Below are 24,962 nucleotides of genomic sequence, written 5' to 3'. Positions count from 1 at the left end.
AGCGGGATGAAAACCAAAGAGCGGTTTCATCCCTTCCCGCGACAGGAGAGCAGGCATGAATGACCTCATGAAGATCTTCGGTCAGGCCAGCGGCAGCCAGTCATTTGACCAGATCAAGATTTCCATCGCCAGCCCTGAGAAGATCCGTTCCTGGTCTTTTGGCGAGATCAAAAAGCCGGAAACGATAAACTATCGTACCTTCAAGCCAGAGCGTGACGGGCTTTTCTGCGCCCGCACCTTTGGGCCGGTGAAGGACTATGAGTGCTTGTGCGGCAAGTACAAGCGCATGAAGTTCCGCGGCATTATCTGCGAAAAGTGCGGTGTTGAAGTCACCCTTTCCAAAGTCCGCCGCGAGCGTATGGGCCATATCGAGCTTGCTGCTCCCGTGGCTCATATCTGGTTTCTGAAGTCGTTGCCCAGCCGCATCGGTTTGTTGCTGGACATGACGCTGAAGGATCTGGAACGCCTTCTGTATTTTGAAAACTACTTGGTTATCGAACCTGGGCTGACCCCTCTGAAGCAGTATGAGCTGCTGACAGAAGAGCAGTACCAGCGTGCCCAGGAAGAATATGGCGAGGACAGCTTTACGGCCGGAATTGGTGCCGAGGCGATTCGCGATATGCTGATGGCCTTGGATCTTGAGGAGCTCAAGGTTCAGATTCGCACTGAGATGCGTGAGACGTCTTCGGAAGCCAAGCGCAAGAAGTTGGTCAAGCGCTTGAAGCTTGTTGAGGCTTTCCTGGAATCCAGCTGTCGTCCGGAGTGGATGATTCTGGAAGTTATTCCAGTTATCCCGCCTGAATTGCGCCCGCTGGTGCCTCTTGACGGTGGTCGTTTCGCCACGTCGGACCTCAATGATCTGTACCGGCGTGTGATCAACCGTAACAACCGCCTCAAGCGTTTGATCGAATTGCGTTGTCCGGAAATCATTATCCGCAACGAAAAGCGTATGCTGCAGGAATCTGTAGATGCCCTGTTCGACAACGGTCGTCGTGGTCGTGCGATTACCGGGGCCAACAAGCGTCCGCTGAAGTCTTTGGCTGACATGCTCAAGGGCAAGCAGGGTCGCTTCCGTCAGAACCTGCTTGGCAAGCGCGTCGATTATTCCGGTCGTTCGGTCATCGTGGTTGGTCCGGAGTTGAAGCTGCACCAGTGCGGTTTGCCGAAGAAGATGGCGCTGGAACTCTTCAAGCCCTTTATTTACTCCAAGCTTGAACTGTACGGTTTGGCCACGACCATCAAGGCGGCCAAGCGTATGGTCGAGAAGGAGCGTCCCGAGGTTTGGGATATTCTGGAAGAGGTCATCCGCGAGCATCCCGTGATGCTCAACCGTGCTCCGACATTGCACCGCCTGGGGATCCAGGCGTTTGAGCCGGTTCTGGTTGAAGGTAAGGCGATTAACCTGCATCCGTTGGTGTGTACGGCATTCAACGCCGACTTTGACGGTGACCAGATGGCCGTACACGTTCCGCTGTCCCTTGAGGCACAGCTGGAAGCCCGTGTGTTGATGATGTCAACCAACAACATCCTTAGCCCGGCGAACGGAAAGCCCATTATTGTGCCAACCCAGGACATGGTTCTTGGGCTGTACTACATGAGTCTCGAACGCGAAGGCGAGAAGGGCGGTGTCGCCAAGGTCATGGTTGGTGGCGTTGAGCATGAGCGCTGGACCACGTTCGGCGATCTGGCTGAAATCGAGCATGCCTTGAATGCCGGCACTGTTTCTCTGCATGCCCGGGTGAAGGCCCGGTTGAAAACCGTGGATGCAGAAGGTCAGCCTGTTGTGCGTACGGTGGTTACAACCCCGGGCCGGATGATCTTGGCCAGTGTGTTGCCGCACCACGCCAAGGTGCCTTTCGAACTGATCAACCGCTTGCTGCGCAAGAAGGATATCCAGGACGTTATTGATACGGTTTACCGTCACTGCGGTCAGAAAGAGACCGTGATTTTCTGTGATCGCATCATGGCTCTGGGCTTCCGTCAGGCTGCAAAGGCCGGTATTTCCTTCGGCAAGGACGACATGGTCATCCCAGCCACCAAGGAAAAGCTGGTGCTGGAGACCGAGACCCAGGTCAAGGAGTTCGAGCAGCAGTACCAGGAAGGCCTGATTACCCAGGGCGAAAAGTACAACAAGGTTGTTGATGCTTGGTCGCAGTGTACGGATCGTGTTGCCGACGAGATGATGAAGGAAATCTCGCGCATCGAGCCGGGCAAGCCGATCAACTCAGTTTACATGATGGCACACTCCGGTGCGCGTGGATCAGCTGCCCAGATGAAGCAGCTGGCCGGGATGCGTGGCCTTATGGCCAAGCCGGACGGTTCTATCATCGAGACGCCTATTCTGTCGAACTTCAAGGAAGGTTTGACGGTTCTTGAGTACTTCAACTCTACTCACGGTGCCCGTAAGGGGCTGGCGGATACCGCTCTGAAAACAGCAAATTCCGGATATCTGACCCGCCGTCTGGTCGATGTGGCCCAGGATGCCATCATCACCGAAGAAGACTGCGGAACAGAGCGCGGCTTAACCGCTGTTCCGGTGATGGACGGTGGTGAGCTGGTTGTTTCCCTTGCTGAACGTATTCTGGGTCGGACGGCTGCGGAAGATGCGCTGAACCCTTCCACGGGTGAAGTCGTTTTCCCCAAAGGTGAGATTATTACCGAAGCCGATGTAGAGCGGATTGAGGCAGCCGGGATTGAATCCTTGCTTATTCGGTCAGTTCTGACATGCGAAACGCAGACAGGAACCTGTGCGAAGTGCTACGGTCGCGACTTGGCACGTGGAACGCCGGTAAATATCGGTGAGGCTGTTGGTGTGATTGCCGCGCAGTCCATTGGTGAGCCGGGCACGCAGTTGACCATGCGTACGTTCCACATCGGTGGTGCGGCCCAGCGTGGTGCGGAGCAGTCCAGTATCGAGGCATCGTTCGACTCCCGCGTGAAGCTGGAAAATCTTGGTATTGTCCGCAATTCCGAAGGCATCAATATCGTCTTGTCGCGCAACTGCGAAGTTGTCCTGCTGGATGCTTCGGGTCGTGAGCGCGCCCGTCATCGGGTTCCATACGGCGCAAAGCTGTATGTAACGGATGGTCAGAATGTAACCCGTGCGACCAAGATGGCCGAGTGGGATCCGTATACGCTGCCCATCATTACTGAAAAAGAAGGTACGGTTCACTTCATGGATCTCGTCGAAGGCGTGTCCATGCGTGAGCAGATGGACGAAGCGACCGGTATTTCCTCGCGTGTGGTCGTGGACTGGAAATCGCAGCCGCGTGGTGCGGATCTGCGCCCCAGAATTACTCTGCGTGATGAGGCCGGTGAGCTGATCATGCTGCCGAGCGGGGTTGAAGCACGTTATTACATGTCTGTCGACTCGATCCTTTCTGTCGAGCCGGGGCAGCGTGTCAGTGCGGGTGACGTTTTGGCTCGTATTCCGCGCGAAAGCTCCAAAACACGCGACATCACCGGTGGTCTGCCCCGGGTTGCGGAGTTGTTTGAAGCACGGAAGCCGAAAGATCACGCGATTATCGCCGAGATCGATGGTCGGGTTGAGTTCGGTAAGGACTACAAGAACAAGCGTCGTGTTCTGGTCGTTCCCATCACAGAAGATGGTCCGGGCGAGCCGATGGAATACTTGGTTCCCAAGGGTAAGCACCTGGCCGTCCAGGAAGGTGATTATGTCAAGAGAGGCGATCCGTTGATGGATGGAAACCCCGTCCCGCATGATATCTTGCGGGTCATGGGAGTTGAGGCTTTGGCTGACTATTTGATCAAGGAGATCCAGGACGTTTATCGTCTTCAGGGCGTCAAGATCAATGACAAGCACATTGAGGTCATTGTTCGTCAGATGCTCCAGAAGGTTGAAGTCTCCGAGGCTGGCGACACCACCTTCCTGGTTGGTGAGCAGGTCGATCGTATCGACTTCCAGAACGAAAACGAGAAGACCATTCGTGAAGGTGGCCGTGAGGCTGTGGGTGTTCCTGTTCTTCAGGGTATCACCAAGGCATCTTTGCAGACCCACTCTTTCGTTTCTGCGGCTTCGTTCCAGGAGACGACCCGGGTTCTGACCGAAGCATCTACTTCTGGAAAGGTGGATGCTCTGGTAGGCCTGAAGGAAAATGTGATCGTCGGTCGCCTGATTCCAGCCGGAACGGGTGCTGCGATGAACAAGTACCGTCAGGTTGCGGCACGTCGCGATCGCGAGCTTGCGGCTGTCCAAGAGGCCGCAGCCGAGTCGGTACCTGTTATCTCGTCATTATCAGCGGCTGGAGTCGTTCCTCCTGCTGAGTAATTTTGTGCAGGATTTGGTATTTTGCCGTTGATTTAACATGTTTTGCCAAGATGGCCCGGGTCATGATTATTTTTGTGACCCGGGCCTTTTTCGTGCCAGTGCTCGTCAGAAATCCTGTTCAAAAGCTTTTTCTTGACGCTGGCAGGGGCTGATCATAGTATGCGCGCCTCGATTGCCCGGTTTTATCGTGTGCCATGATTATGTGGCGGTTTTTCTGAAGCCAGCCTCTTTCGTGCATAAGAGCCGAATCGCCTTCGGGTCTCTGTAGGGTGTTTTGTGCTCGTCTGTTCTATGGAACTTATCGTGGAGCAGCTTTGGGTCGGGGGTGTGTGAGCAGGCGTCTTTTGACGTCGGCCGTGCGGAATAGTGGCGCCATTCAAGGTGTCGAAAAAGGCAACGCGCAAGCGTAAGTAAAGAAGGAACGGCAATGCCGACAATCAATCAGCTGGTCCGTCAAGGCCGCCAGCCGGCTGTAAAACGGAACAAGGCCCCGGCTATGCAGGGTTGCCCACAGAAGCGTGGCGTTTGTACCCGTGTTTATACGACGACCCCAAAGAAGCCGAACTCGGCGCTTCGTAAGGTGGCGCGTCTTCGTCTGACCAATGGTTTTGAGGTGACGGCCTATATTCCTGGTGAGGGTCATAATCTTCAGGAGCACTCTGTCGTTCTGGCTCGCGGTGGGCGTGTGCCTGACTTGCCGGGTGTGCGTTACCATATCATCCGCGGTACCCTGGATACCCAGGGCGTGAAGGATCGCAAGCAGCGTCGCTCGAAGTATGGCGCGAAGCGTCCGAAGTAAGTCCTCAGGTTCCAGGGAAATATAACCCATGTCTCGTCGTCATAGAGCTGAAAAGCGCGAAATTCTGCCCGATGCGAAATTTGGTGATCTTGTAATCGCCAAGTTCATCAACTCCATCATGCTGGATGGCAAGAAGGCCGTTGCTGAGAAGATTGTCTACGGTGCTCTGGATAAGATTGGTGCCAAGTCAGGCTCTGATCCTGTGCAGCTGTTCCATGGTGCGGTTGATAATATAAAGCCTTCTGTTGAGGTGCGTTCCCGCCGTGTTGGCGGTGCGACCTACCAGGTTCCTGTGGAGGTGCGTCCTGAGCGTCGTCAGGCGCTGGCCTTCCGTTGGTTGGCAGACTTTGCGCGCAAGCGTTCTGAGTCCACGATGATTGATCGTCTTTCCGGCGAGCTTCTGGATGCTGCCAACAATCGTGGTGGCGCTGTCAAGAAGCGTGAGGATACCCATCGTATGGCAGAGGCCAACAAGGCCTTCTCTCATTACCGCTGGTAACGTGAATAGAGGGTGCAAGGTCTCATTATGAAGCGCGAAACTCCGCTTGAGAGATATCGTAATATTGGCATCATGGCGCACATTGATGCCGGTAAAACGACGACAACTGAACGTATCCTGTATTACACAGGAAAGTCGCACAAGATTGGCGAAGTCCATGAGGGTGCTGCGACCATGGACTGGATGGAGCAAGAGCAGGAGCGTGGTATTACGATTACCTCTGCTGCTACCACCTGCTTCTGGAAAGACCATCGTATCAATATTATTGATACGCCAGGCCACGTTGATTTCACGATTGAAGTTGAGCGTTCGCTGCGCGTTCTGGACGGCGCGGTGACCGTTTTTGACTCTGTGGCCGGTGTCGAGCCGCAGTCAGAAACTGTCTGGCGTCAGGCTGACAAGTACGGCGTTCCGCGCATGTGCTTTGTCAATAAAATGGACCGTATGGGCGCGAACTTCTATCGTTGTGTCGACATGATTGTTGATCGGCTGGGGGCTGTGCCTTTGGTTGTCAATCTTCCGATTGGTGCGGAGTCAGATTTCGCTGGCATTGTTGATCTCGTCAAGATGCAGGCTGTTGTCTGGAAAGGTGACGACCTTGGTGCGGCGTATGAATACGTTGATATACCGGGTGAACTCAAGGACAAGGCTGCGGAATACCGTGAAAAGCTGCTGGAGACAGCAGTTGAGGTTGATGATGCTGTGATGGAGGCGTATCTGGAGGGCAAAGAGCCTGATGAAGCTACGCTGAAAGCCTGTATTCGCAAAGGGACGATCGATCGTCGCTTTGTCCCTGTTCTGTGCGGCTCTGCTTTCAAGAACAAAGGTGTCCAGACTATGCTGGATGCTGTCATTGATTTCCTTCCTGCCCCTGTTGATGTACCGGCTATCAAGGGAGTTCTGGTTGATGGGGAAACGGAGGTTACGCGTCAGTCCTCTGATGCTGAGCCCTTCTCTGCTCTTGCATTCAAGATTATGAATGATCCGTTTGTTGGTTCGCTGACATTTGTTCGCATTTACTCCGGTATCCTTGAGTCTGGGTCGTATGTTATGAATACGGTCAAGGAAAAGCGTGAGCGTATCGGTCGCATGCTTTTGATGCATGCAAATAACCGTGAAGAAATAAAAGTCGCCTCTGCCGGGGATATCGTCGCTGTTGTTGGGTTGAAAGATACAACGACCGGCGATACGCTTTGCGACCCAGTTAAGCCGGTAATTCTGGAGCGCATGGAGTTCCCCGAGCCGGTTATCGAGGTTGCTGTTGAGCCCAAGACCAAGGCGGATATGGAGAAAATGGGGATGGCTTTGGCGCGCTTGGCTGCCGAAGACCCTTCTTTCCGTGTATCCAGTGACCAAGAATCAGGTCAGACCGTGATCAAGGGGATGGGCGAACTTCATCTCGAGATTATAGTCGATCGTATGCGTCGCGAGTTCAAGGTTGATGCAAACGTGGGTGCGCCACAGGTTGCGTATCGCGAAACAATCTCAAAGGCGTACGTTTGCGACTATACACACAAAAAACAATCTGGTGGGACAGGGCAATTTGCCAAGATCCAGTTGAGGTTTGAGCCGTTGGAGCCTGGTTCAGGGTTTGTTTTTGAAAGCGCCATTGTTGGTGGTGCTGTTCCAAGAGAATATATCCCTGGTGTGGAAAAAGGCCTGCGTTCCGCTATGGATACGGGGACAATTGTCGGTTTCCCTGTTACGGACTTCAAGGTTACGTTGACTGACGGCGGGTTCCATGACGTTGACTCCAGTGTGCTTGCCTTCGAGATTGCGGCTCGTGCTGCTTTCCGTGAAGCTATGCCAAATGCGGGGCCTCGTTTGCTTGAGCCCGTGATGAAGGTTGAGGTTGTCACCCCTGACGAGTATCTTGGCGATATAATTGGGGATCTCAACTCTCGTCGTGGTCAGATTAGTGGTATGGATCAGCGTGGCAATGCCCGTGTTATTGATGCATCTGTTCCCTTGGCGAATATGTTTGGGTATGTAAATACTCTGCGCGGGATGTCCCAAGGGCGTGCCCAGTACAGCATGGTGTTTGATAAGTACGCTGAAGTGCCCAATAACGTTTCTGAAGAAATCAAGGCCAAATTGGCTGGTTGATGAAAACGTGGCCTTACGGCCTGATGGAGTAGACAATGAGCAAGGCAAAATTTGAGCGGACGAAGCCGCACTGCAACGTTGGCACGATTGGCCACGTTGACCATGGGAAGACGTCATTGACGGCGGCGATCACGAAGGTTCTGGCCGAGACAGGTGGTGCTACGTTTTCTGCGTATGACCAGATTGACAAGGCTCCCGAAGAACGCGCCCGCGGTATTACGATCTCGACGGCCCACGTTGAGTATGAAACGACAAACCGCCATTACGCACACGTTGACTGCCCGGGTCACGCTGACTATGTGAAGAACATGATCACCGGTGCCGCGCAGATGGATGGTGCCATTCTGGTTGTTTCTGCCGCGGATGGCCCGATGCCGCAGACCCGCGAACACATTCTGCTGGCTCGCCAGGTTGGTGTTCCGGCCCTGGTTGTGTTCCTGAACAAGGTTGACCAGGTTGACGATCCAGAGCTTCTGGAGCTGGTTGAGCTGGAAATCCGCGAGCTTCTGTCCTCGTATGACTTCCCCGGGGATGATATTCCTATCATCAAGGGTTCCGCGTTGGCCGTTCTGGAAGACAGTGACCCGAAGATCGGCAAGGAAGCAATTCTGGAGCTGATGCGTGCTGTTGATGAATACATCCCGCAGCCGGATCGTCCGAAAGATCTGCCGTTCCTGATGCCGATCGAAGACGTGTTCACGATTTCGGGTCGTGGTACTGTTGCAACCGGTCGTGTGGAGCGCGGTATCCTGAAGGTCAACGACGAAGTCGAGATCATTGGCCTGAAAGATACCACCAAGACCACCTGTACCGGTGTGGAAATGTTCCGCAAGCTTCTGGATCAGGGTGAGGCCGGTGACAACATCGGTGCGCTGCTGCGTGGCGTAAAGCGTGACGACGTGGTGCGTGGCCAGGTTCTGGCCAAGCCAGGTTCGATTACGCCGCATACCGATTTTGAATCGGAATGCTATATCCTGTCCAAGGATGAAGGCGGCCGTCATACGCCGTTCTTCTCCAATTACCGTCCGCAGTTCTACTTCCGTACTACCGACGTGACCGGAACAATCGAGCTGCCGGAAGGTACCGAGATGGTCATGCCCGGAGACAATATCCGTATCAGCGTTCGCCTGATTGCCCCCATTGCCATGGATGAAGGTCTCCGCTTCGCCATCCGTGAAGGCGGCAGAACCGTCGGCGCCGGCGTCGTCTCCAAAATTAACAAGTAACAATCCAAAATCGAAGTCGTTCCACAACTTCGCTGTTTGACAAAAAAAAGGTGGGCGCCCGGATAAAGATGCGGTATAAGCCGTTCTTTCCCGGGCGCCGGGTTGTCACACCACTGAAGAAAGAGTTCGGGTCAGGCCACTATGGAAAGCCAGAATATCCGTATCCGCCTCAAGGCGTTTGATCACCGTGTGCTGGATCAAAGTGCTTATGAGATAGTTAATACCGCCAAGCGTACTGGCGCCCAGGTGCGGGGGCCCATTCCCTTGCCGACCCGGATTGAAAAATTTACTGTGAATCGTTCTCCTCATATTGACAAAAAGTCGAGAGAGCAGTTCGAGATCCGTACCTATAAGCGTGTGTTGGATATTCTCAATCCAACTCCGCAGACCGTCGACGCGCTCATGAAGCTTGATCTAGCCGCCGGTGTGGATGTCCAGATTAAGTTGTGAGCGTGATAAACAATGCAAGGAACGAAATAATGCGCTCCGGTCTTATCGCCCAGAAAGTCGGTATGACCCGGCTGTTTACCGCGGAAGGTGAGCATGTTCCGGTTACGGTGCTGAAGGTTGATGGCTGTCATGTCGTCGCTGTTCGCACGCAGGATCGGGATGGTTACACAGCGGTCCAGCTTGGTGTTGGTACTGCCAAGGTTAAAAATGTGTCCAAGGCTATGCGTGGTCATTTTGCTGCTGCAAAAGTGGAGCCGCGTAAGAAGGTTGCGGAGTTTCGAGTCAGTCCCGAGTGTCTTCTTGATTCAGGGGTTGAGTTGTCTGCTGATCATTTTGTTGTTGGTCAGCTGGTTGATGTTGTTGGCACCTCTATCGGCAAGGGCTTTGCCGGTGGAATGAAGCGTCATAATTTCCGTGGTCTTGAGGCGACGCATGGCGTCTCTGTGTCCCATAGGTCCCACGGGTCAACCGGTAATCGTCAGGATCCTGGTCGTGTGTTCAAGGGCAAGAAGATGGCGGGCCATCTCGGCGCTGAGCGCGTGACATTGCAGAACTTGAAAATTGTCTCTACGGATTCCGAGCGGGGCCTTCTTCTGGTGAGGGGCGCTGTTCCTGGTTCCGATGGGAGTTGGGTCCTGGTTCGTGATGCGGTCAAGAAAGGAATACCTGAAGGGGCTCCCTTGCCGGCCGGTATCAAGGTTTCTTCTGGTGTCTCTTCTTCCGAGGATTCCGCCGGAAGTGAGAGCAAGGAATAGGCTGTCATGAAGCTGGACGTTATTAGCCTTGAGAATAAGGCAGTGGGAACTATAGAGTTGCCGGATGATATTTTCGGCCTTGATGTTCGTTCCGATATTTTGCAGCGCGTTGTGCGTTGGCAGCTTGCACGGCGTCAGTCTGGTACGCATCAGGCCAAGACTATTTCCATGGTATCTGGGACAACTCGCAAGCCTTTCAAGCAGAAGGGGACCGGTCGTGCCCGTCAAGGGTCGGTGCGTGCTACCCAGTTTAGGGGTGGTGGTGTTGCCTTCGGTCCTGTTGTGCGATCTCATGCGCATGACCTGAACAAGAAGTTCAGGAAGCTTGGTTTGAAGACTGCTTTGTCCGCAAAAGCTCGTGAGGGTAAACTGGTTGTTGCTGACTTTGCGGGTGTAACTGGAAAGACCAAGGACTTGGCTCTTCAGGTCAAGGCTTTGGGCTGGTCGTCTGTGCTGGTTGTTGATGGTGCTGAGGTCGATGCTCTGTTTGCTCGCGCAGCTTCAAATATTCCAGGGCTGTCATTTTTGCCAACCCAGGGTGCCAATGTTTACGACATCTTGCGTCGGGATACACTTGTCCTGACTCGCGCGGCTGTTGAAAAGCTGGGGGAGCGCCTGAAATGAAGTGCCGTGCAGTCAAAGTTTCGAAAGAGCGCATGTACGACATCATAAAAAGTCCGGTTATTACCGAAAAGGCTACTATGGCGTTCGAGTACGGTCAGGTTACCTTCCGTGTGCCTTTGGATGCCTCAAAGCCTGAAATCAAGGCTTCTGTTGAGGGTGTTTTTGGTGTGAAGGTTCGGGCGGTTAATGTCTCGATCACGAAGGGCAAGCTCAAGCGTTTCCGTGGTACAATCGGGCGGCGTTCCGATGTGAAGAAGGCCATGGTCAGGCTTGTTGAAGGTCAGTCGATCGATGTGATGACGGGAGTCTGAGGTCTATGGCACTGAAAACATTCAACCCAGTTACGCCAAGTACGCGCCAGCTTGTTCTGGTGGATCGTTCCGGATTGTGGAAGGGGAAGCCTGTCAAGTCCCTGACAGAGGGTCTGACAAAGTCCGGCGGTCGTAATAATACAGGGCGTATTACTTCGTGGCAGCGCGGTGGCGGTCACAAGCGTCGTTACCGGATTGTCGATTTCAAGCGTAATGAAAAGCTCGGTATGAGCGCTACTGTTGAGCGTTTGGAGTATGATCCAAATCGTACGGCTTTTATTGCTCTCGTTACGTATGAAGACGGGAAGCAGGCATATATCCTTGCTCCACAGCGTTTGAAAGCGGGTGATGTTGTTGTCGCTGCTGAGAAAGCAGACATCAAGCCCGGTAATGCTATGCCTCTGAAGAATATGCCTGTTGGCACAATTGTGCATAACGTGGAGATGAAGCAGGGCAAGGGTGGGCAGATAGCGCGCTCCGCTGGGTCCTATGTCCAGTTGGTTGGCAAAGATGCTGGGTATGCTCAGCTGCGTCTCTCGTCTGGTGAAGTGCGCTTGGTGCGTGGCGAGTGCATGGCTACCGTTGGTGCCGTGTCCAACCCTGATCATCAGAACATAAATTTGGGGAAAGCTGGCAGAAGTCGTTGGCTTGGTCGGCGTCCGCATGTGCGTGGCGTTGCAATGAACCCTGTTGATCACCCGCATGGTGGTGGTGAAGGCCGTACTTCCGGTGGTCGCCATCCGGTTACCCCGTGGGGCAAGCCTACGAAGGGTAAGAAAACCCGCAGCAACAAGGCTACTGATAGACTGATCATGCGGTCACGTCATCAGGCCAAGAAGAAGTAACGGAGAACGGACGTGGCTCGCTCTGTTTTGAAGGGACCGTTCGTCGACGGTTATATGCTGAAGAAAGCCGATGCTGTGCGCAGCTCCGGCCGGAATGAGGTGGTGAAGACTTGGTCTCGGCGCTCGACCATTCTGCCGCAGTTTGTCGGTATTACGTTTGGTGTCCACAATGGGCACAAGTTTGTCCCTGTTCTGGTGACTGAAAATATGGTTGGTCACAAGTTCGGTGAATTTGCGCCAACCCGTACTTATTACGGGCATGCTGCGGACAAGAAGGCGAAGAGGAAATAACATGGGTAAGCCTAATGCCCCGCGTGCGTTGGCAGATAATGAGGCCCGTGCCTTTGCTGCCACTATACGGACTAGTCCGCAGAAGCTGAATGTCGTTGCATCGTCTATTCGTGGGTTGAGTGCTGAGAAGGCATTGACTTCCCTGATGTTTAATGCGCGCCGTGTTTCCGGCGAGGTTCGTAGGGTTTTGCAGTCTGCAATTGCCAATGCGGAGAACAACCACCAGCTTGATGTCGACCGTCTGGTTGTGGCTGAAGCTTTTGTTGGTAAGGCGATGGTGATGAAGCGTTGGCGTGCCCGTGCTCGTGGACGTACTGGAAAGATCCTGAAGCCGTTCTCGAACCTTACAATCGTGGTGCGTGAACGCGAGGAGTCTGAATAATGGGTCAGAAAGTAAATCCGATCGGCTTGCGTCTTGGTATTAACAGGACTTGGGATAGCCGCTGGTTTGCGGAGGGTGACTATGCAGATCTTTTGCATGCTGATTTGCGCATTCGCAAGTACCTGAAGAAGCGTCTGCATCAGGCAGGCATTTCCCGTATTGTTATTGAGCGTCCTGCAAAAAAGGCGCGTATTACAATACACACAGCTCGTCCCGGTGTTGTTATCGGGAAGAAGGGGTCTGATATCGAGGTGCTCCGTAGCGATCTGTCGAAGATGACGGGAAGCGAAGTTCATCTGAATATTGTAGAGATTCGCAAGCCAGAGACAGATGCGCAGTTGATTGCGGAAAGTATTACCAGTCAGCTGGAACGGCGCGTAGCGTTTCGCCGTGCGATGAAGCGTGCGATCCAGTCCGCGATGCGTCTTGGTGTCGAGGGAATTCGTATCAACAGCTCTGGGCGTTTGGGTGGGGCTGAAATTGCTCGTACCGAATGGTATAGGGAAGGACGAGTTCCTCTTCATACCCTGAGAGCAGATCTGGACTACGGCCAAGCTACAGCATTTACTACCTACGGGGCTTGTGGTGTAAAGGTTTGGGTTTATAAGGGTGAGATTCTTGAGCACGATCCTATGGCTCAAGAGCGGCGTGCCCAGGAGCAGACGACAGCTCGTTGAGCTGTCGTCTCTGCTGTGAACTAAAGGATATATACGATGCTTTCGCCGAAACGTACAAAGTTCCGCAAGGCGCATAAAGGCAGAATCCATGGAAATGCCAAGGGTGGGTTTAGCCTGAACTTCGGACAGTTTGGTCTGAAGGCTCTCGAGCCGGAGCGTATTACGGCACGCCAGATTGAGGCTGCACGTCGTGCTGTGACCCGTGCTATGAAGCGCCAAGGTCGTGTCTGGATCAGAATTTTTCCTGACCTCCCTGTTTCTAGGAAGCCTGCCGAGGTCCGTATGGGATCAGGAAAAGGTGCCCCTGAATACTGGGTGGCTCGCGTTCATCCTGGGCGCGTTATGTTTGAGATTGATGGCGTATCGGAAGATGTGGCTCGGCTCGCTCTTGAACTGGCTGATGCAAAGCTTCCGATCAAGACGAAGTTTGTTACCCGTTTGGGTGGAGAGGCGTGATCATGAGTATTGCAAAAGAATTGCGTGACCAGTCGCCCAAGCAATTGGTTGATCATCTGGTTGGCTTGAAGAAAGAACAGTTTAATCTGCGTTTCCAGAAGGCTACTGGACAGCTTCAGAATACCTCCCGTCAGCGGCAGGTTAAAAAAGATATAGCCCGGGTTAAAACAGTGCTTCACCAACGTAAGGCTGCTGTGTAATATCGCCGGCTTGTCGCTATAAGGAGCGAAAAGTAAGACTATGCCCAAGCGTATCCTACAGGGCGTGGTGGTGAGTGATGCTATGGATAAGACCATTGTGGTTAAAGTCGAGCGTCGCTTCATGCACACGCTGTATAAAAAGTTCATCAAGCGGTCCAAAAAATATGCCGCTCATGATGAAGCCAATCACGCAAAGGTTGGTGACGTCGTTCGTATCCGCGAATGTCGTCCTGTTTCCAAGCGTAAATGCTGGGAGCTGGTTGCGGACTCTGCCGATTAAGGTCATGGGTTCCGGTTTGATTTGACTTTTAAGGATTTAAATCATGATTCAGATGCAGACCAGCCTGGATGTCGCTGATAACAGCGGCGCACGTCGGGTGCGGTGCATCAAGGTTTTGGGCGGTTCCAAGCGTAAGGCTGCCGGCGTCGGCGATGTGATCCGGGTCTCCGTAACAGGAGCAATACCCCGCGGTCGTGTCAAGAAAGGCTCTGTGGAGCTTGCCGTTGTGGTGCGCGTTGCGGCCCCCGTTCGCCGTGCGGACGGAACCATGATTCGCTTTGATCGCAATGCTGCTGTGCTTATCAATAAGCAGGGTGAGCCGGTAGGAACTCGTATTTTTGGTCCAGTTGTTCGTGAGCTGCGTGCCAAGAAGTACATGAAAATCATATCGCTTGCCCCGGAGGTGCTGTAATTATGCAGAAGATCCGCAAGGGTGACACTGTCATCGTTCTTGCTGGCAAAGATGCGGGCAAGAAGGGCGAAGTGGTTTGTGCTATTCCTTCCGAGGGTCGTGTTGTGGTCAAGGGCGTTAACGTAGTGAAACGCCACTTGCGTCCAACGCAGACGAGTCAAGGGGGTATTCTTGAGAAAGAAGCCTCTATTCACGTTTCCAACGTGGCTCATGTTGATCCCAAGGACGGAAAGGCGACGCGAGTTGGTTTTCGTGTCCTCGATGATGGCTCGAAGGTTCGCTTTTCAAAGCGATCCGGCGAAGTCATAGCGAATTGAGGAGAATGTCTATGGCTGCGCGTCTTCGTGAGCAGTATGACACGGTTATTCGTAAGGCTCTTCAGGATAGGTTTGGTTATGCCAACCCCATGGAGATTCCTAAGCTGACCAAGGTGGTCGTTAATATGGGGGTTGGCGAAGCCTCGCAGGACCGGAAAAAAATTGAAGGTGCAATTTCCGATCTCACCGCCATTTCGGGTCAGAAGCCCGTTCCTACGCGTTCGAAAAAGTCGATTGCAGGCTTTAAGCTTCGCGAAGGTATGGTGATCGGCTGCAAAGTTACTTTGCGTTCTGATCGAATGTATGAGTTTCTTGATCGCCTTATTACGATTGCCCTTCCTCGTGTCCGTGACTTCCGTGGTTTGAACGGGAAAGCCTTTGATGGTCGTGGGAATTATAATATGGGTCTGAAAGAGCAGATTATTTTCCCTGAGATCAGCTATGATCAGGTCGACAAGGTGCGTGGTATGGATATCACCATCTGCACGACCGCCAAAACTGATGACGAGGCCCGGGTTCTGCTTGAGCAGTTCCAGGTTCCGTTCGTCAAGGCGTAAGGGCGGGGAGTAGGTTTTATGGCGAAAGTTAGCTCTGTTGAGAAAAACAAAAGACGTGCGCGTATGGTAAAGCAGTATGCTGATCGTCGTGCTGCGTTGAAAGTGCTGATCTCAGGCAAGGATACCTCTCCTGAGGAGCGTATGGCTGCTGTTCTGAAGCTCAGTTCTTTGCCCCGCAACTCGTCTTCGACACGTTACCGTAATCGTTGTGAGGTTACGGGGCGCCCGCGTGGTGTTTACCGTAAATTCCGAATGGGTCGTGTTATTTTGCGCGATCTTGCGTCCCAGGGTCAAATCCCTGGCATGGTCAAGTCAAGCTGGTAAGGAGGGCAGACCATGTCAATGACTGATCCCGTGGGTGATATGATCACCCGTATCCGTAACGGTCAACGTGCAGGAAAATCGAGCGTTGTTTCTCCGGCTTCCGGTCTGCGTGCCGGGGTTCTGGAGGTTCTTGTGCGCGAGGGCTATATTCGCGGCTATGAACGCTACGTTGTTCGTCCTGGTGTTGAGGAGCTACGTGTTGAGCTCAAGTATCACGAGGGAAAGCCTGTCATTCAGGAAATAAGCCGTGTTTCGACGCCTGGTCGGCGCCGTTACTCCAAGATCAAGGATCTTCCCAAGGTCTATAACGGTCTCGGTATCTCTATTCTCTCAACCCCGCGTGGGTTGATGAGCGACCATGAGGCTCGCCTTGCCAATGTTGGCGGTGAAGTCCTGTGTCGCGTATTCTGAGGAGGGTACTTGGATGTCTCGCGTAGGAAAGTATCCGGTCGAAGTTCCTCAGGGTGTTTCTGTGACCATTGCCAATGGCGTTGTATCGGCCAAAGGAAAGCTTGGTGAGTTGAGTTTCTCTATTTCGCCAGACTTGGTGGATGCAAAGCTGCAGGACGGTAAGATTGTTGTGTCTCCTGTCGGTGATTCCAAGAATTCCCGTATGATGTGGGGAACAACCCGCGCCCGTGTTGCTAACTTGGTGAAGGGTGTTTCAGAGGGCTTCCGGAAAAATCTGGAAGTGGTCGGTGTTGGTTACAAGGTTGCTGTGCAGGGTAAAAATCTTCAGCTTGCTCTTGGTTTTTCGCATGATGTGATCTTCCCGATTCCGGATAATGTCGTAATTAAGGCCCCGCAGCCAACTCAGATCGAGATCAGTGGTATGGACAAACAAGTTGTTGGCCAAGTTGCCGCTGAGATTCGCGCGTACCGTCCGCCAGAGCCCTATAAGGGTAAGGGCGTCAAGTATGTTGACGAGCAGATTCTGCGTAAGGAAGGCAAGAAGAAGTAAAGGCGAACGGAAATGGCGAAAAATTTGTCTCTTTTCGAGCGCCGCCGCGATCGCGTGCGGTATCAGCTCAGGAAGAAGGCCGCCGGGCGTTTGCGCCTTTCGGTTTTCCGCTCATCGAAGCATATCTATGCTCAGGTTATTGATGATTCCAAGGGATGTACCCTTGTTGCTGCCTCGACCTTGGACAGAGGATTGCGTGAGCATTTGAAAACTGGTGCCGATAAAGCAGCCGCTGCTGCTGTTGGCAAACTGGTGGCCGAGCGGGCTCTTGAAGCCGGCGTTAAGGATGTCGTGTTCGATCGTGGGGGCTATGTGTTCCACGGCCGGGTGAAAGCTCTGGCGGATGCGGCGCGTGAAGGCGGACTTTCGTTCTAAAGGATAGTCGAGATGGCACGTACCCCCACTGCTGAACGCTCCTCACAGGAGCGTCGTGATCGTCGTGATCGCGATCGTGCTCCGGAGCGTGAGCGCGAAGATGAGTTCACCGACAAACTTGTATCTATTAATCGTGTTGCCAAAGTGGTCAAAGGTGGCCGTCGCTTTGGATTCGCTGCTGTCGTTGTTGTTGGTGACAGTAAAGGCCGTGTCGGGTTTGGCACGGGAAAGGCCCGTGAAGTTCCCGAGGCCATTCGCAAGGCCAGTGAAAGGGCGAAGCGCGGCTTGGTTCGCGTTCCCTTGCGTGAAGGGCGCACTTTGCACCATGATATTTCCGGTCATTTTGGTGCGGGTCATGTTGTTTTGAGATCTGCTCCTGCGGGTACCGGCATTATTGCTGGCGGTCCGATGCGTGCAGTGTTCGAGACCATGGGCGTCCAGGATATTGTTGCCAAGTGTGTTGGTTCTACCAACCCTTACAACATGATCAGGGCTACGTTTGCTGCGTTGGCAAATCTTGAGAGCCCGCGGATGGTTGCTGCGAAGCGCAATAAGAAAGTTGGCGAAATTGTCAGTCGTCGTGAAATGACGGGTGCTGCTGAGGCAGACGCCGCCTCTGCTGAGTAAGGAGACGGAATGATGGCCCAGAAAAAGACGCTGACAGTTATGCAGACAGGAAGCCCGATCGGCCGCAGGGCTGACCAGAGAGCAACTCTGGTTGGGCTTGGTCTGAACAAGATCAATCGCACGCGGGTATTGGAAGATACACCGTCGGTACGTGGGATGATTGCCAAGGTGGCTCATCTCGTGAAGGTCGTAGAGGCGTAAGCCGACTTGGAACAAGCGAAGGTCGTTTGGTCTTCGCTTGTTTCCGGGGTTAGTAAGACAGGATCCTTCAATATGAAGTTAAATCAATTACGCGATAACGAAGGTGCAACCAAGAAGCGGATGCGCGTTGGTCGTGGTATAGGTTCTGGTAAGGGGAAAACCGGCGGTCGTGGCGTCAAGGGGCAGAAATCCCGCACAGGCGTTTCAATCAATGGCTTCGAGGGTGGGCAAATGCCTATCTATCGTCGTCTTCCCAAGCGTGGTTTCACCAATATCTTCCGTAAGGACTATGTTGCTGTGAATCTTGGACGTCTCCAGACAGCGATTGACGCAGGCAAGCTGGATATATCTGCTGTTATTACAGCCGAGAACTTGGTCTCTGCGGGTGTTGTGCGTCGTGTTCGCGATGGTATTCGTCTTCTGGGACATGGTGATTTCAGTGCGAAGGTAACCATCGAAGTTACAGGTGCTTCCCGTTCTGCTGTTGACGCAGTAGAGAAACTGGGTGGCAAGGTTGTGATGTTGGCTGCCCCTGTTATCGAAGGCGAGACAACCTGATCGCACGATCAAGATAGGACGTTGACCTTGTGATAGGTTATCGTCTGCTCTTGCGGGGAGCGTCGGCAGATGGTGCCTTTAGTAGCACCAATGTCAGGCGGCTCCCCGTTGTACATTTTTGATACCTGGAGCGTCGCATGGCTTCTGCTGCCGAGCAACTTGCTGCCAATATGAACTGGGGCGTTTTCGCCCAGGCTACGGAGCTGAAAAAGCGCATTTGGTTCACCTTGGGTGCGCTGATTGTGTATCGTCTCGGCACGTATATTCCTTTGCCTGGTATTGACCCACACGCATTGGCGGACGTTTTTTCCCGTAATCAGGGTGGCATCCTTGGGATGTTTGACATGCTGGCTGGTGGTGCCCTCAGCCGTATGACTCTGTTTGCTCTTAATATTATGCCCTACATTTCAGCCTCGATCATTCTTCAGCTTCTGACGACAATGACGCCGTCAATGATCGCTCTGAAGAAGGAGGGTGAGGCTGGTCGTAAGAAAATTAATCAGTACACGCGTTACCTTACTGTTGTGATTGCAGCGTTCCAGGCTTGGGCAATCGCTGCTGGGCTGGAGTCCATGACTGGTAGCGGTGGTGCTGTTGTTGTTGATCCTGGTCTTTTCTTCCGTTTTACAACCGTCGTGACCCTTGTCGGTGGAACGATGTTTCTCATGTGGCTGGGAGAGCAGATAACGGCAAGAGGTGTCGGTAATGGTATCTCGCTTATTATCTTTGCTGGTATTGTAGCAAATCTGCCGCAGGCTCTTGTTGCGACTCTGGAGCTGGGCCGCACCGGGGCATTGCATCCGTTGTTGATTCTTGTTCTTCTTCTGATGGCTGTTGGCGTTATTGCCTTTATTGTGTTTATGGAACGAGCGCAACGCCGTATCCTGATACAATATCCAAAGCGTCAGGTAGGCAACCGTTTGTATGGCGGTGAAAGCACGCACCTGCCCTTGAAGATTAACACTGCGGGTGTGATACCGCCCATCTTTGCCAGCTCAATACTATTGCTGCCGACAACTGTGGCCAGTTTTTATGCGGGCAGCGGACCTGACTGGCTTCAGGGATTGGTTGGTTGGCTTGGTCATGGGCAACCAATTTATATGTTGCTATATGCTGCGCTGATTGCGTTCTTTGCTTTCTTCTACACAGCTGTTGTTTTTAACCCCCATGAAACGGCAGATAATCTGAAGAAGCACGGTGGATTTATTCCGGGCATTCGTCCGGGAAAGAATACAGCTGAGTATATGGATTATGTGTTGACCCGTCTGATGGTTGTCGGCGCACTTTATCTTGTCTTTATTTCCATTCTGCCCGAGATTCTGATTACACGTTTGGCTGTTCCGTTTTACTTTGGTGGGACCAGCCTTTTGATTGTTGTTAGTGTGACTATGGATACAGTTACGCAAGTCCAGTCTCATCTTTTGGCACATCAATATGAAGGGCTTATCAGAAAGTCGAAGTTGAAAGGGCGGCGAGGCTGATGGCGGGAAAAAGACTGATTCTTATGGGGCCTCCCGGTGGGGGCAAAGGAACTCAGGCGCAGAGGCTTCGTGAACGCTACGGCATTGTCCAGCTTTCAACAGGCGAAATGCTTCGCGCGGCTGTGGCTGCAAAGAGTGCAACAGGCTTGCAGGCAAAGGCAGTGATGGATAGCGGCCATCTGGTTTCAGATGAGATTGTCATTAATCTTATTGATGACCGCCTTGATTGTGATGATGCTCGTCAGGGCTTTATTCTGGACGGTTTTCCGCGCAATATTGCTCAAGCACAGGCGCTTGATGTGCTGATAGCCAAGAAGGGTGTTGTGCTGGATGCTGCTATTGAGTTGCAGGTGCCCGATGATCTTCTCGTTGAGCGGATTGTTGGTCGCTTTACCTGCGATGCGTGTGGGGCCGGTTATCATGATACCTTCAAAAATCCCAAAGCGGCAGGGGTTTGCGATTCGTGTGGGGGTACCAAGTTTTCCCGTCGTGATGATGATAATGAAGACACGGTTCGCAAGCGCTTGGTTGCTTATCATGCGCAGACAGCGCCCCTTATCCCCTATTATAGGGCGCGGAATCTCTTGTATGTCGTTGATGGCGCAAGAGATATTGATGTTGTTACAAGCGAGCTGGAAGCTTTGCTTGGTTCGTAAGGTGGAGTGTGCGTCAGGTTTCTGGCCTTGTGTGTCATGGGCATGGTTGACTTGCCGGTAGCAGTGAATATAATCGCGCTCCTTCCGAGTCTGACTGCGGACAGAAACATTGGCGGCATTCTTTGTCGTTTGGAAAATTTAAGGAGTACGGGCCTTGGCGCGTATCGCTGGCGTTAACATTCCGACCAACAAGCGCGTGGAAGTCGCGCTGACATATATTTACGGCATTGGTCCAAAGCATGCGAAAGACATCTGCGAAAAGATGTCCTTTGCACCGTCTCTCAGGGTCAATCAAATGTCAGATGAAGATGTTCTTCGTTTGCGCGAGTTGATTGACAGCGCCTATAAAGTGGAAGGTGACCTGCGTCGCGAAGTTGCGATGAACATCAAGCGTCTGATGGATCTTGGCTGCTATCGCGGTCTGCGCCATCGTAAAGGGCTTCCTGTTCGTGGTCAGCGTACCCACACCAATGCCCGTACCCGCAAGGGACCGGCAAAGCCGATCGCCGGCAAGAAGAAGTAATTAGAGAGAAGGCAAGATACGGCAATGGCCAAGGCAGCTGCTGCGCGTCCCCGTCGTCGCGAACGCAAAAACATCACGTCCGGAATTGCCCACGTGAATGCGACCTTCAACAATACAATCATTACCATAACGGACGTGCAGGGGAATTCAATCTCTTGGTCCTCTGCTGGTATGCAGGGCTTCAAGGGCTCCCGCAAATCCACGCCGTATGCCGCACAAGTGGCCGCTGAAGATGCGTGTCGCAAGGCTCTGGACCATGGTATGAAGACGCTGGAGGTTGAGGTTGCTGGACCGGGCTCTGGTCGTGAGTCCGCCCTGAGAGCCTTGGTTTCAGCCGGGTTTATTGTTACCTCCATTCGTGATGTTACCCCTATACCGCACAATGGCTGTCGCTCGCGTAAGCGGCGTAGGGTCTGATTATCAGATTCGTTTTGTGTGACCGCCGCCCCGGATCGTTCCGGGGCATGGCGGCTTTGGTGTGATGAACCGAATGCCGTGTTGCGATGAGGTGCCCCTTGTTTCAGTATCTCTGCTGATTTCAAGGTCGGTCATTGTCAGCACGGTTTGGCCTGGCCCCGTTAGCAAGAGGGTGCATCCGTGATCCAGAAAAACTGGCAGGAACTAATCAAACCGCAAAAACTCAACGTCGAGCCCGGTGACGATCCCGCGTGCACGGCAACCGTTGTTGCAGAACCGCTTGAGCGCGGCTTTGGCATGACCTTGGGTAACGCCCTGCGTCGTGTTTTGATGTCTTCCCTCCAGGGTGCGGCTGTTACCGCTATCCAGATTGAAGGCGTTCTCCACGAGTTTTCCTCTGTCCCCGGTGTCAGGGAAGATGTCACAGATATCATCCTGAATATCAAGGCTCTTGCCTTGAGAATGCAGGGTGAAGGTTCGAAGCGCATGACCCTCAAGGCAACGGGTCCGTGTGTTGTGACAGCCGGAAATATTGAAACTGGTCATGGTGTAGAGGTGCTGAATCCCGACTTGGTGATTTGTCATCTTGATACCAATGCCTCCTTTAACATGGAGTTGACCGTTGATACCGGCAAGGGTTACGTGCCGGCCGCGAATAATCGTTCCGAGGACTCGCCTATAGGTCTGATCCCCGTTGATTCGATTTTTGCTCCGGTTCGTCGCGTGTCCTATCGCGTTGAGAATGCGCGTGTTGGTCAGGTGACGGACTACGACAAGCTGGTCATGAACGTGGAGACCAATGGTGCTGTTACGCCGGAAGATGCGGTTGCTTTGGCGGCTCGTATTCTCCAGGATCAACTTGCTCTGTTTATCAATTTCGACGAGCCGCAGGCTGCTTCCGAGGCGTACAAGGAAGATGATCTGCCATTCAACCGTAATCTGTTGAGGAAGGTTGATGAGCTGGAATTGAGTGTTCGTTCGTTCAATTGTCTGAAGAACGACAATATTTGCTACATTGGTGATCTGGTTCAGAAGACCGAAGCAGAGATGCTTCGTACTCCGAACTTTGGTCGCAAGTCCTTGAATGAGATCAAGCACCTGCTGGCGCACATGTCCCTGCATCTTGGTATGGAAGTGCCGAACTGGCCGCCTGAGAACATCGAAGAGCTTGCCAAGAAGCTTGAAGACCCTTATTGACCACCGGATCCGGCCTGCTTACAGAGAACTGTGCTCTTGAGCAGGCCGGTGCTGTTTTTGGTTTGGGGGCATAATGCCCCGTACTTGTTCTGCATCGCTTCCATAAATTTAAAACTGGCGGCGGGAACAAGAATTCTCATCGGCTCCGTGAGCGGGGCCAAGAAACTGGAAAGGAGACAGCCATGCGTCACGGAATGTCCGGCCGCAAACTCAATCGTACCTCGTCCCACCGCAAGGCTATGTTTGCCAACATGGCTGCCGCTCTGATCCGGCACGAGCAAATTCGTACTACTTTGCCCAAGGCAAAGGATCTGCGCCCGATTGCCGAGAAGCTTATTACGCTCGCCAAGCGTGGTGACCTGCATGCCCGACGTCAGGCGATTGCTCAGATTGGTGACGAGACAGTGGTCAGCAAGTTGTTTTCTGTTCTGGCAGAGCGTTATCAGGGTCGGCCCGGTGGCTATACGCGCGTCCTGAAGGCTGGTTTCCGCTATGGTGACTGTGCCCCTATGGCGATTATCGAGCTGGTTGATCGTGATCCTGCCGCCAAGGGTGCTGAAGACAAGGCCCGTGTTGCAGCAGAACTGGCAGCTGCCGAGCAGGAATAACCAAATCTGCCGCGTGTGTTGTTGTGGAGGGCAGTCTGATCAGGCTGCCCTTTCTGCTTTCTGGCCTTGGGTGTTAATCCGGGCTGGTATTTCGTGTTTTGATGTCCCACGTTACAAGCAGGCTGTGTTGTGTTGGTGAGGATGTTGTTGTGCGTTTTCTGAATCTGGTATTGCTGTGCTTGCTGATAGGCCCTGTCTGGCCGGCTACGGGTGCAGATTCTGAGGTTCCATCCTCTCGTCAAACGGTGACTCTTTCGTTTGCTCCGGTTGTGAAGCGCACCGCTCCGGCTGTTGTGAACATTTATACCAAAAAGGTTATCGTTACCCGCGAGACGTTGCCTTTGATGGCGGATCCTTTCTTCCGTCGTTTTTTGGGTGATGCTCCGGGCTTCGGTATTCCCCGTGAAAGGATTCAGAATTCTTTGGGGTCGGGGGTGATCCTGCGTCCGGATGGGGTTGTCGTTACGAATAACCACGTTATCGATGGCGCGGCCGAGATTACGGTTGTCCTGTCGGATCGCAGGGAGTTCGAGGCAGAGCTGGTCGGGGCGGATCCCCGTACGGATTTGGCGGTTCTAAGACTGAAGGATGGGCCGAAGTCCCTTCCTTTTCTTGAGCTGGCTGATTCCGGCGCACTGGAGGTTGGCGATCTGGTGATTGCGATCGGGAATCCTTTTGGTGTTGGTCAAACGGTCACCAGTGGCATCATTTCCGCGTTGGCGCGGACCAATATCGGTGTTTCTGATTACCGTTCATTTATTCAGACTGATGCTGCCATTAATCCCGGTAATTCCGGTGGAGCACTGGTTACGACAGATGGCCGTCTGGCTGGTGTCAACACGGCTATCTACAGCCGTGATGGCGGTAGTCTGGGGCTGGGTTTTGCTATTCCTTCCAATATGGTGAACACGACGGTCAAAAGTATTCTTGCGACAGGAAAGGCTGTTCGCCCTTGGCTTGGTGCTGGTGGACAGGTTGCTGACTCGAAGCTTGTTGAATCCTTGGGCTTGGATCGTCCCGGTGGTGTGCTGGTGGCACGTGTTGATCTTGACAGTCCGGCAGAGCGGGCTGGATTGAAGCGCGGCGATGTGATTATCGCTGTTAACGGTCATGATGTGATGGATTGGCAGGCCCTGCGTTATCAGATTGCCAGTCTGGAGCTGGGGAGCCGTGCGGAGCTGTCCGTCATTCGCAAGGGTAAGCCGGTTCAGCTTGCTTTTGCCTTGGAGCCACCGCCGGAAAACCCGCCGCGCCAGGAAACGGAAATCAAGGGTCCTCGCAATCCCTTGGATGGTATCCGTCTGGCAAATGCCAATCCGGCCTTGGCTGAGGAAACCGGGTGGGATGTTTTTACGGGGCAGGTTGTTGTGACAGCGGTGCGTCGTAATGGCTATGCAGCCCGTCTGGGCATACAGCCGGGTGATGTTTTGCAGTCCATCAACAGCAAGAAAGTGGCTGCGGTGCCTGACGCGGTTTCCCTGTTGGAGCAGCCCGCTCCGGGAGGGTGGCTTATCACCGTTCTACGTGACGGCAATGTCATGAACTTCCGGATACGGTGA

Annotated in this window: 33 protein-coding genes; all 33 read left to right on the top strand. The window is 53.3% G+C overall.

The features are described from left to right. Positions 1–55 precede the first annotated feature (55 nt). Complete coding sequence (gene rpoC / locus HEQ61_RS05055; protein WP_168019996.1) at positions 56–4,288, top strand: DNA-directed RNA polymerase subunit beta'; 4,233 nt, start codon at positions 56–58, stop codon at positions 4,286–4,288. A gap of 427 nt (positions 4,289–4,715) precedes the next feature. Beyond that, complete coding sequence (gene rpsL, locus HEQ61_RS05050) at positions 4,716–5,087, top strand: 30S ribosomal protein S12 (RefSeq protein WP_066132254.1); 372 nt, start codon at positions 4,716–4,718, stop codon at positions 5,085–5,087. Between the two features lie 28 nt (positions 5,088–5,115). Next, on the top strand, positions 5,116–5,586 hold the full coding sequence (rpsG, locus tag HEQ61_RS05045; protein WP_066132251.1) for a 30S ribosomal protein S7: 471 nt from the start codon (positions 5,116–5,118) through the stop codon (positions 5,584–5,586). 27 nt (positions 5,587–5,613) lie between these two features. Beyond that, positions 5,614–7,692 carry an elongation factor G gene (gene fusA / locus HEQ61_RS05040; protein ID WP_168019994.1) on the top strand — a complete coding sequence of 693 codons (2,079 nt, stop codon included), beginning with the start codon at positions 5,614–5,616 and terminating at the stop codon, positions 7,690–7,692. A gap of 35 nt (positions 7,693–7,727) precedes the next feature. Continuing rightward, complete coding sequence (gene tuf / locus HEQ61_RS05035; protein ID WP_168019992.1) at positions 7,728–8,918, top strand: elongation factor Tu; 1,191 nt, start codon at positions 7,728–7,730, stop codon at positions 8,916–8,918. A gap of 141 nt (positions 8,919–9,059) precedes the next feature. After that, positions 9,060–9,368: a 30S ribosomal protein S10 gene (gene rpsJ / locus HEQ61_RS05030; RefSeq protein WP_066132242.1), complete on the top strand. Its 309-nt coding sequence runs from the start codon at positions 9,060–9,062 to the stop codon at positions 9,366–9,368. Positions 9,369–9,397: 29 nt separating this feature from the next. Continuing rightward, a complete protein-coding gene (rplC, locus tag HEQ61_RS05025; protein ID WP_168019990.1) occupies positions 9,398–10,123 on the top strand; it encodes a 50S ribosomal protein L3 in 726 nt (241 codons plus the stop codon). A gap of 6 nt (positions 10,124–10,129) precedes the next feature. Then, positions 10,130–10,747 (top strand): 50S ribosomal protein L4, encoded by a 618-nt coding sequence (rplD, locus tag HEQ61_RS05020; RefSeq protein ID WP_168019988.1) that lies wholly within the window; start codon positions 10,130–10,132, stop codon positions 10,745–10,747. Continuing rightward, on the top strand, positions 10,744–11,058 hold the full coding sequence (locus HEQ61_RS05015; RefSeq protein WP_168019986.1) for a 50S ribosomal protein L23: 315 nt from the start codon (positions 10,744–10,746) through the stop codon (positions 11,056–11,058). The genes rplD and HEQ61_RS05015 overlap by 4 nt, the downstream gene beginning before the upstream one ends. A gap of 5 nt (positions 11,059–11,063) precedes the next feature. Further along, complete coding sequence (gene rplB / locus HEQ61_RS05010; protein ID WP_168019984.1) at positions 11,064–11,903, top strand: 50S ribosomal protein L2; 840 nt, start codon at positions 11,064–11,066, stop codon at positions 11,901–11,903. 12 nt (positions 11,904–11,915) lie between these two features. Next, on the top strand, positions 11,916–12,194 hold the full coding sequence (gene rpsS, locus HEQ61_RS05005) for a 30S ribosomal protein S19 (protein WP_066132228.1): 279 nt from the start codon (positions 11,916–11,918) through the stop codon (positions 12,192–12,194). A gap of 1 nt (position 12,195) precedes the next feature. Continuing rightward, positions 12,196–12,576: a 50S ribosomal protein L22 gene (gene rplV, locus HEQ61_RS05000; RefSeq protein ID WP_168019982.1), complete on the top strand. Its 381-nt coding sequence runs from the start codon at positions 12,196–12,198 to the stop codon at positions 12,574–12,576. Continuing rightward, positions 12,576–13,253, top strand: coding sequence for a 30S ribosomal protein S3 (gene rpsC / locus HEQ61_RS04995; RefSeq protein WP_168019979.1), 678 nt, complete (start codon positions 12,576–12,578; stop codon positions 13,251–13,253). The genes rplV and rpsC overlap by 1 nt, the downstream gene beginning before the upstream one ends. 36 nt (positions 13,254–13,289) lie before the next feature. Beyond that, positions 13,290–13,709, top strand: a complete 420-nt coding sequence (gene rplP, locus HEQ61_RS04990) for a 50S ribosomal protein L16 (protein WP_168019977.1) — start codon at positions 13,290–13,292, stop codon at positions 13,707–13,709. A gap of 2 nt (positions 13,710–13,711) precedes the next feature. After that, a complete protein-coding gene (rpmC, locus tag HEQ61_RS04985; RefSeq protein WP_168019975.1) occupies positions 13,712–13,909 on the top strand; it encodes a 50S ribosomal protein L29 in 198 nt (65 codons plus the stop codon). Between the two features lie 40 nt (positions 13,910–13,949). Beyond that, a complete protein-coding gene (gene rpsQ / locus HEQ61_RS04980; protein WP_168019973.1) occupies positions 13,950–14,189 on the top strand; it encodes a 30S ribosomal protein S17 in 240 nt (79 codons plus the stop codon). A gap of 43 nt (positions 14,190–14,232) precedes the next feature. Further along, a complete protein-coding gene (gene rplN / locus HEQ61_RS04975; RefSeq protein ID WP_168019971.1) occupies positions 14,233–14,601 on the top strand; it encodes a 50S ribosomal protein L14 in 369 nt (122 codons plus the stop codon). 2 nt (positions 14,602–14,603) lie between these two features. After that, the gene (gene rplX, locus HEQ61_RS04970; RefSeq protein WP_168019969.1) at positions 14,604–14,918 is read left to right on the top strand and encodes a 50S ribosomal protein L24; all 315 of its coding nucleotides are present in this window, start codon (positions 14,604–14,606) and stop codon (positions 14,916–14,918) included. Between the two features lie 11 nt (positions 14,919–14,929). Then, positions 14,930–15,475 (top strand): 50S ribosomal protein L5, encoded by a 546-nt coding sequence (gene rplE / locus HEQ61_RS04965; RefSeq protein WP_168019967.1) that lies wholly within the window; start codon positions 14,930–14,932, stop codon positions 15,473–15,475. An 18-nt stretch (positions 15,476–15,493) separates the two neighbouring features. Continuing rightward, positions 15,494–15,799: a 30S ribosomal protein S14 gene (rpsN, locus tag HEQ61_RS04960; RefSeq protein WP_168019965.1), complete on the top strand. Its 306-nt coding sequence runs from the start codon at positions 15,494–15,496 to the stop codon at positions 15,797–15,799. A gap of 12 nt (positions 15,800–15,811) precedes the next feature. Next, complete coding sequence (rpsH, locus tag HEQ61_RS04955) at positions 15,812–16,210, top strand: 30S ribosomal protein S8 (protein ID WP_168019963.1); 399 nt, start codon at positions 15,812–15,814, stop codon at positions 16,208–16,210. A gap of 13 nt (positions 16,211–16,223) precedes the next feature. Next, entirely contained in the window at positions 16,224–16,760 is a 537-nt protein-coding gene (gene rplF, locus HEQ61_RS04950) for a 50S ribosomal protein L6 (protein ID WP_168019961.1), read from the top strand. A gap of 12 nt (positions 16,761–16,772) precedes the next feature. Continuing rightward, complete coding sequence (gene rplR / locus HEQ61_RS04945; RefSeq protein WP_168019960.1) at positions 16,773–17,135, top strand: 50S ribosomal protein L18; 363 nt, start codon at positions 16,773–16,775, stop codon at positions 17,133–17,135. Between the two features lie 12 nt (positions 17,136–17,147). Further along, on the top strand, positions 17,148–17,762 hold the full coding sequence (gene rpsE / locus HEQ61_RS04940; RefSeq protein WP_066132189.1) for a 30S ribosomal protein S5: 615 nt from the start codon (positions 17,148–17,150) through the stop codon (positions 17,760–17,762). A gap of 9 nt (positions 17,763–17,771) precedes the next feature. Further along, positions 17,772–17,963 (top strand): 50S ribosomal protein L30, encoded by a 192-nt coding sequence (gene rpmD / locus HEQ61_RS04935; protein WP_415877249.1) that lies wholly within the window; start codon positions 17,772–17,774, stop codon positions 17,961–17,963. A 72-nt stretch (positions 17,964–18,035) separates the two neighbouring features. Beyond that, the gene (gene rplO / locus HEQ61_RS04930; protein ID WP_168019959.1) at positions 18,036–18,521 is read left to right on the top strand and encodes a 50S ribosomal protein L15; all 486 of its coding nucleotides are present in this window, start codon (positions 18,036–18,038) and stop codon (positions 18,519–18,521) included. Between the two features lie 137 nt (positions 18,522–18,658). Further along, a complete protein-coding gene (gene secY, locus HEQ61_RS04925) occupies positions 18,659–20,002 on the top strand; it encodes a preprotein translocase subunit SecY (RefSeq protein ID WP_168019958.1) in 1,344 nt (447 codons plus the stop codon). After that, the gene (locus HEQ61_RS04920; protein WP_168019957.1) at positions 20,002–20,658 is read left to right on the top strand and encodes an adenylate kinase; all 657 of its coding nucleotides are present in this window, start codon (positions 20,002–20,004) and stop codon (positions 20,656–20,658) included. The genes secY and HEQ61_RS04920 overlap by 1 nt, the downstream gene beginning before the upstream one ends. Before the next feature lie 154 nt (positions 20,659–20,812). Then, positions 20,813–21,181 (top strand): 30S ribosomal protein S13, encoded by a 369-nt coding sequence (rpsM, locus tag HEQ61_RS04915; RefSeq protein WP_168019956.1) that lies wholly within the window; start codon positions 20,813–20,815, stop codon positions 21,179–21,181. Positions 21,182–21,205: 24 nt separating this feature from the next. Then, positions 21,206–21,598 carry a 30S ribosomal protein S11 gene (rpsK, locus tag HEQ61_RS04910; protein WP_168019955.1) on the top strand — a complete coding sequence of 131 codons (393 nt, stop codon included), beginning with the start codon at positions 21,206–21,208 and terminating at the stop codon, positions 21,596–21,598. Between the two features lie 180 nt (positions 21,599–21,778). Further along, positions 21,779–22,795 (top strand): DNA-directed RNA polymerase subunit alpha, encoded by a 1,017-nt coding sequence (locus HEQ61_RS04905; protein ID WP_066132171.1) that lies wholly within the window; start codon positions 21,779–21,781, stop codon positions 22,793–22,795. Positions 22,796–22,977: 182 nt separating this feature from the next. Beyond that, positions 22,978–23,403, top strand: coding sequence for a 50S ribosomal protein L17 (gene rplQ, locus HEQ61_RS04900; protein WP_066132168.1), 426 nt, complete (start codon positions 22,978–22,980; stop codon positions 23,401–23,403). A gap of 149 nt (positions 23,404–23,552) precedes the next feature. Continuing rightward, positions 23,553–24,962, top strand: a complete 1,410-nt coding sequence (locus HEQ61_RS04895) for a Do family serine endopeptidase (RefSeq protein WP_322099197.1) — start codon at positions 23,553–23,555, stop codon at positions 24,960–24,962.

The organism is Haematospirillum sp. H4485 (genome assembly GCF_012102745.1).
GTDB lineage: Bacteria > Pseudomonadota > Alphaproteobacteria > Rhodospirillales > Rhodospirillaceae > Haematospirillum.
This window is presented reverse-complemented; position numbering and strand designations above follow the sequence as displayed.

Bases quoted from the DNA above. Each gene is read 5' to 3' on its own strand.
- rpoC (WP_168019996.1), top strand. From the start codon at position 56: ATGAATGACCTCATGAAGATCTTCGGTCAGGCCAGCGGCAGCCAGTCA.
- rpsL (WP_066132254.1), top strand. From the start codon at position 4,716: ATGCCGACAATCAATCAGCTGGTCCGTCAAGGCCGCCAGCCGGCTGTA.
- rpsG (WP_066132251.1), top strand. From the start codon at position 5,116: ATGTCTCGTCGTCATAGAGCTGAAAAGCGCGAAATTCTGCCCGATGCG.
- fusA (WP_168019994.1), top strand. From the start codon at position 5,614: ATGAAGCGCGAAACTCCGCTTGAGAGATATCGTAATATTGGCATCATG.
- tuf (WP_168019992.1), top strand. From the start codon at position 7,728: ATGAGCAAGGCAAAATTTGAGCGGACGAAGCCGCACTGCAACGTTGGC.
- rpsJ (WP_066132242.1), top strand. From the start codon at position 9,060: ATGGAAAGCCAGAATATCCGTATCCGCCTCAAGGCGTTTGATCACCGT.
- rplC (WP_168019990.1), top strand. From the start codon at position 9,398: ATGCGCTCCGGTCTTATCGCCCAGAAAGTCGGTATGACCCGGCTGTTT.
- rplD (WP_168019988.1), top strand. From the start codon at position 10,130: ATGAAGCTGGACGTTATTAGCCTTGAGAATAAGGCAGTGGGAACTATA.
- HEQ61_RS05015 (WP_168019986.1), top strand. From the start codon at position 10,744: ATGAAGTGCCGTGCAGTCAAAGTTTCGAAAGAGCGCATGTACGACATC.
- rplB (WP_168019984.1), top strand. From the start codon at position 11,064: ATGGCACTGAAAACATTCAACCCAGTTACGCCAAGTACGCGCCAGCTT.
- rplV (WP_168019982.1), top strand. From the start codon at position 12,196: ATGGGTAAGCCTAATGCCCCGCGTGCGTTGGCAGATAATGAGGCCCGT.
- rpsC (WP_168019979.1), top strand. From the start codon at position 12,576: ATGGGTCAGAAAGTAAATCCGATCGGCTTGCGTCTTGGTATTAACAGG.
- rplP (WP_168019977.1), top strand. From the start codon at position 13,290: ATGCTTTCGCCGAAACGTACAAAGTTCCGCAAGGCGCATAAAGGCAGA.
- rpmC (WP_168019975.1), top strand. From the start codon at position 13,712: ATGAGTATTGCAAAAGAATTGCGTGACCAGTCGCCCAAGCAATTGGTT.
- rpsQ (WP_168019973.1), top strand. From the start codon at position 13,950: ATGCCCAAGCGTATCCTACAGGGCGTGGTGGTGAGTGATGCTATGGAT.
- rplN (WP_168019971.1), top strand. From the start codon at position 14,233: ATGATTCAGATGCAGACCAGCCTGGATGTCGCTGATAACAGCGGCGCA.
- rplX (WP_168019969.1), top strand. From the start codon at position 14,604: ATGCAGAAGATCCGCAAGGGTGACACTGTCATCGTTCTTGCTGGCAAA.
- rplE (WP_168019967.1), top strand. From the start codon at position 14,930: ATGGCTGCGCGTCTTCGTGAGCAGTATGACACGGTTATTCGTAAGGCT.
- rpsN (WP_168019965.1), top strand. From the start codon at position 15,494: ATGGCGAAAGTTAGCTCTGTTGAGAAAAACAAAAGACGTGCGCGTATG.
- rpsH (WP_168019963.1), top strand. From the start codon at position 15,812: ATGTCAATGACTGATCCCGTGGGTGATATGATCACCCGTATCCGTAAC.
- rplF (WP_168019961.1), top strand. From the start codon at position 16,224: ATGTCTCGCGTAGGAAAGTATCCGGTCGAAGTTCCTCAGGGTGTTTCT.
- rplR (WP_168019960.1), top strand. From the start codon at position 16,773: ATGGCGAAAAATTTGTCTCTTTTCGAGCGCCGCCGCGATCGCGTGCGG.
- rpsE (WP_066132189.1), top strand. From the start codon at position 17,148: ATGGCACGTACCCCCACTGCTGAACGCTCCTCACAGGAGCGTCGTGAT.
- rpmD (WP_415877249.1), top strand. From the start codon at position 17,772: ATGATGGCCCAGAAAAAGACGCTGACAGTTATGCAGACAGGAAGCCCG.
- rplO (WP_168019959.1), top strand. From the start codon at position 18,036: ATGAAGTTAAATCAATTACGCGATAACGAAGGTGCAACCAAGAAGCGG.
- secY (WP_168019958.1), top strand. From the start codon at position 18,659: ATGGCTTCTGCTGCCGAGCAACTTGCTGCCAATATGAACTGGGGCGTT.
- HEQ61_RS04920 (WP_168019957.1), top strand. From the start codon at position 20,002: ATGGCGGGAAAAAGACTGATTCTTATGGGGCCTCCCGGTGGGGGCAAA.
- rpsK (WP_168019955.1), top strand. From the start codon at position 21,206: ATGGCCAAGGCAGCTGCTGCGCGTCCCCGTCGTCGCGAACGCAAAAAC.
- rplQ (WP_066132168.1), top strand. From the start codon at position 22,978: ATGCGTCACGGAATGTCCGGCCGCAAACTCAATCGTACCTCGTCCCAC.